Below are 4,441 nucleotides of genomic sequence, written 5' to 3' on the forward strand. Positions count from 1 at the left end.
GAGCCGTGCCGGCCGATCCCTTTGCCACGGGCGCGCAAGTGCGGCTTGATGCGCCGCGCCAGACGATCGCCGGGTTCGGCGGCGCCTTTTCGGAAAAGGGCTGGCAGGCCCTGGCGGCGCTGCCGCAGGCACAGCGCGCCCGCGCGCTGGCGGCGCTGTTTGGCGATGATGGCTGCGCGTTCAACCATTGCCGCACGCCGATCGGCGCCAACGACATTTCGCGCCGGTGGTACAGCTATGATGAAACGCCCGGCGATTACGACATGGCGCATTTTTCCATCGCCAACGATCGCGAGACGCTGATCCCATTCATCCAGGTAGCCCAGGCGCTGCGCCCCGATCTCAAGGTCTGGGCGTCACCCTGGTCACCGCCGACGTGGATGAAGAAAGGCGGCCACTATGCCCAGGCGCCGGCCTGGCCGGGGCAGCCATCCAACGGCATCACCCCGGGGCAACTGGGCCAGGAGGGCTACGATTCCTTCCTCCTCGATGATCGCACACTGGCTGCCTATGCCCGCTATTTTCGCTGCTATGTGGAGGAATATGCCAAGGCCGGCATCCGCATCGACACGGTGATGCCGCAGAACGAATTCAACTCCGCGCAGCCCTTTCCCAGCTGCTGCTGGACGCCAGAAGGGCTGGCGCGATTCATCCCGTTCCTAGCCCAGGAAATGGGCAAGGTGGGCGTGCGCGTATTTTTCGGCACGCTGGAGCGCGGCAATATCGATCTGTTCGACCGTGTCATGGCCCATCCCGATGCCGCCGCCGCGATCAAGGGCATCGGCGTGCAATGGGCGGGCAAGGATGCGCTGCCGGCCTTGCGCGAACGCTATCCCGCGCTGGAGCTGTGGGGATCGGAGCAGGAATGCGGCGTGGGCACCAACGATTGGCGCTATGCCCGCTATGGCTGGCAGACGATCAAACGCTATTTCGAGCATGGCGCCACGGCCTGGACCTATTGGAACATGGTCATGCCCGAAGGCGGGATGAGCGGCTGGGGCTGGCCGCAGAACAGCCTGCTGGTGGTCGATACGCAGGCCGGCACTTTCCGCATGGGCGAGGATTACTGGCTGGTGCGCCATCTTTCCGCGCATGTGCGGCCCGGCGCGCGCATGGTGCCGGTCGACAGCTTCCTGGGCTATGTCGATCAGCTGGCGTTCCGCAATCTCGATGGCACGGTGGTGCTGGTTGCCAGCAATCCCGTGTCGCAGCCCTCGACCGTCACCTATCGCGTCGGGGACAAGGCGCTGGCCTTGCCGATGGAGGCGGATTCGCTCAACACCGTCATCCTGCCGCCAGCGCTGCTGGCCTGAACACCGCCGGGGGAACAAGACGCGATGCGCCAGGAACACGCCGATACCACTGCCACCGGCAAGGCGCATTTTGCCGTGCTCGACGGGCTGCGCGGCACCGCGGCGATGATGGTGGTGCTGTTCCACATCCAGGGCATCACCGTCTTGTGGCAGGGGGACAAGGTGGTGTTGCACCACGCGCCGCTGGCGGTGGATTTCTTCTTTGCGCTGTCGGGCTTTGTCATTGGCTATGCCTATGACGATCGCTGGGGTCGGATGGGCGTGGGCCAGTTCCTGCGCCTGCGCCTGGTGCGGCTGCATCCGTTGGTGATCCTGGGCGTGCTGCTGGGGTTCGCCAGCTATCTCCTCGATCCCCTGGGCGCGCCGGAACAGGCGATTGCACTGTCGCGCGTGGTCGTGGCGCTCGTCATGGGGCTGGCGCTGATTCCTACCTGGCCCTTGCCCAACCGCTGGACCGATACCCACCCGCTCAACGGCCCGTGCTGGAGCCTGTTGCAGGAATACCTGGGCAACCTGGCCTATGCCCTGGTGCTGCGCCACTGGTCCACGCGCGCGCTGGGCGTGCTCGCAGTGATCAGCGGCGTGGGGCTGGCCGCCAGTGGCATCGCGCTGGGGTCGCTGGACCAGGGATCGTACTGGGAAACCCTGTGGATGGCGCCGGTGCGCCTGTGCTTCCCCTTTGTCACCGGGCTGTGGCTCTATCGCATGCGCGCCCGGCTGCCGCGCATCCGGCTGGGCTGGCCGCTGCTTTCGGCGATCATGGTCGGCGCCATGCTCCTGCCGATCTGGCCAGAGGTGGGCGGCATCAAGCTCAACGGCGTTTACGAGGCGGCCTGCGTCATCGTGCTGTTTCCCGCGATCATCGTGCCCGGCTGCCATTCGGCAGCCGGGCCGATCACCGGTTGGCTGGTGCGCGCCTGCGGGCGGCTGTCATACCCGATCTATATCACCCATTTCCCGTTCCTTTACGTGTGGATGAACTATGTCGCCAAGGCCCATCCCACGCCCGAGCGGATGCTGGTGATCGGCCTGGGCCTGGTGCCATTGCTGATGGCGGTGGCCTGGCTTGCCGATGTGGCGTGGGACCGGCCGATCCGTGGCTGGCTGAACCGGCGGCTTCGCGCGCGCCAGCATCAACGTGCGGCATTCAGCGCCACGCCGTGACCTTCATCTGCCGGGCCAATCCGGGTTTACCCGCGTCAATTTGATCGCTACTTAAATTTTGACGGGCGGCGTCTGGCATGGCCAAGACTTTGTCCAAAAATAGGAAAAGTAGGTCAACGCCAGTACCCGCGCGGGTGAGCGCGCACGATCAATCAGACCGGACCGTGCCAGCAGGTGCGAGGCCATGTGGACCAGAAAAAGTGGGAAAACCGTCGATGAACCGAGCCGCCGCCCTGATTGTCGCCCCCTTGCTGGCCCAGCTTTCCACCGCGTCCCTCGCGGCGTCTCCACACCCGTTGGGCGCCGCAGCACCGGCCCGGCAGGCCACACCGCAACAGCCGGTGATCCCGGCCGATGCCGGGCCGGTGCTAACCATTGGCAAGCAGCGCTTTCGCGATCTCAACCGCAACGGCCGGCTTGACCCTTACGAGGATTGGCGCCTGCCGGTGGCGCGGCGCGTGGCCGATCTGGTCGGGCGGATGACCCTGGCGGAAAAGGCCGGGGCGATGATGCACGGCTCGCTGGTCACGCCCGACAGCGCGGTGGGTGCATCCTCGCAAGGCTATGACCGGGTCGCCGCGCAGCAGGCGATCGCGGGCCAGCACATTACCAGCTTCATCACCCGCCTGGCCGTCTCGCCCGAGCGCATGGCGCAGGAAAACAACGCGATCCAGCAACTGGCGGCGCAGACCCGGCTGGGCATCCCGCTGACCATCAGCACCGATCCGCGTCACCATTTCCAGGTGACGGTGGGGGCCAGCGCCGCCACCCAAGGCTATTCGCAATGGCCCGAAACGCTGGGCTTTGCCGCGCTGGGGGATGCCGCCTTGATGCGCCATTTCGGCGATGTGGCGCGCCGCGAATACCGTGCCACCGGCATCCACATGGCGCTTTCCCCCCAGGCAGACCTGTTTACCGACCCGCGCTGGCCGCGTGGCACCGGCACATTCGGGGCCAATGCCGATCTCGCCCGCACCATGGTGGAAGCCTATGTCATCGGCTTCCAGGGCAACGCCCAGATGCTGGCGCGCGATGGCGTGGCCACCGTGGTCAAGCACTGGGTGGGCTATGGCGCCAATCCGCAAGGGTTTGACGGGCACAACTATTACGGGCGCATGGCCGTGCACGACGATGCCACGCTCAAGACGCATATTCGCCCGTTCCTGGGCGCCTTTGCCGCGGGCGTGGCGGGCGTGATGCCCACTTACGATATCATTTCCGGGCCGCATGTTGCCGGCAAGCCGCTTGAGCCGGTGGCCGCGGGCTACAACGCGCAACTGCTCGGCCTCTTGCGCAAGGACTATGGTTTCAAGGGCCTGATCCTGTCGGACTGGGGCATCACCCGCGATTGCAGCCAGGCCTGTCGCGCGCCGACCGCGCCGCAGACGCCCAACGAGATCGCCATGCCCTGGGGCGTGGAAGACCTGACCCCGGCGCAGCGCTATGCCAAGGCCACGCGCGCCGGGATCGACCAGTTCGGCGGCGTGACCGAGCCGGAATGGGTCATCCGCGACGTTCAGGCCGGCACCATTCCGATCGCCCGCGTCAACGCTGCCGTGGCGCGGATCATGACGCTCAAGTTCGTCATGGGCCTGTTCGACAACCCGCTGGTCGATCCGGCCGCCGCGCGCGATGCGGTGACGCCCGCCGCGCTGGCGGAAGGGCGCAAGGCCCAGGCCCAGGCGCAAGTGCTGCTGCGCAACGAAGGCGCCATCCTGCCGCTGGCAGCCGGCACGCGCGTCTATCTCAAAGGCATCGACGCGGCGCAGGCCCGCGCCCATGGCCTGGTGGTGGTGGAGCGCCCACAAGACGCGCAAGTGGCGCTGATGCGGGCGACCACGCCGTTCGAGCGGCTGCACCCCAACAACTTCTTCGGCAGCCGCCAGAACGAGGGCCGCCTCGATTTCCGCCCCGGCAACGCCGATTACGATGCCGTGGCGCAAGTGGCGGCCCCAGGGCCGGGG

Annotated in this window: 3 protein-coding genes; all 3 read left to right on the forward strand. The window is 66.8% G+C overall.

The features are described 5' to 3' along the window. The coding region (locus H926_RS0120735) for a beta-glycosidase (protein ID WP_022677968.1) at window positions 1-1,313 on the forward strand (1,313 nt) is incomplete at its 5' end. Window positions 1,314-1,337: 24 nt separating this feature from the next. Continuing rightward, a complete protein-coding gene (locus H926_RS0120740) occupies window positions 1,338-2,477 on the forward strand; it encodes an acyltransferase (RefSeq protein WP_022677969.1) in 1,140 nt (379 codons plus the stop codon). A gap of 215 nt (window positions 2,478-2,692) precedes the next feature. Next, window positions 2,693-4,441 (forward strand): glycoside hydrolase family 3 protein (locus H926_RS29455; RefSeq protein ID WP_237741126.1); only part of this gene is annotated, 1,749 nt, incomplete at its 3' end.

The sequence above is a fragment of the Novosphingobium sp. B-7 genome (assembly GCF_000410615.1).
GTDB classification, from domain to species: Bacteria; Pseudomonadota; Alphaproteobacteria; order Sphingomonadales; family Sphingomonadaceae; genus Novosphingobium; species Novosphingobium capsulatum.

Excerpts from the sequence above, each read along its gene's own strand:
- H926_RS0120740 (WP_022677969.1), top strand. The coding sequence starts at position 1,338 with ATGCGCCAGGAACACGCCGATACCACTGCCACCGGCAAGGCGCATTTT.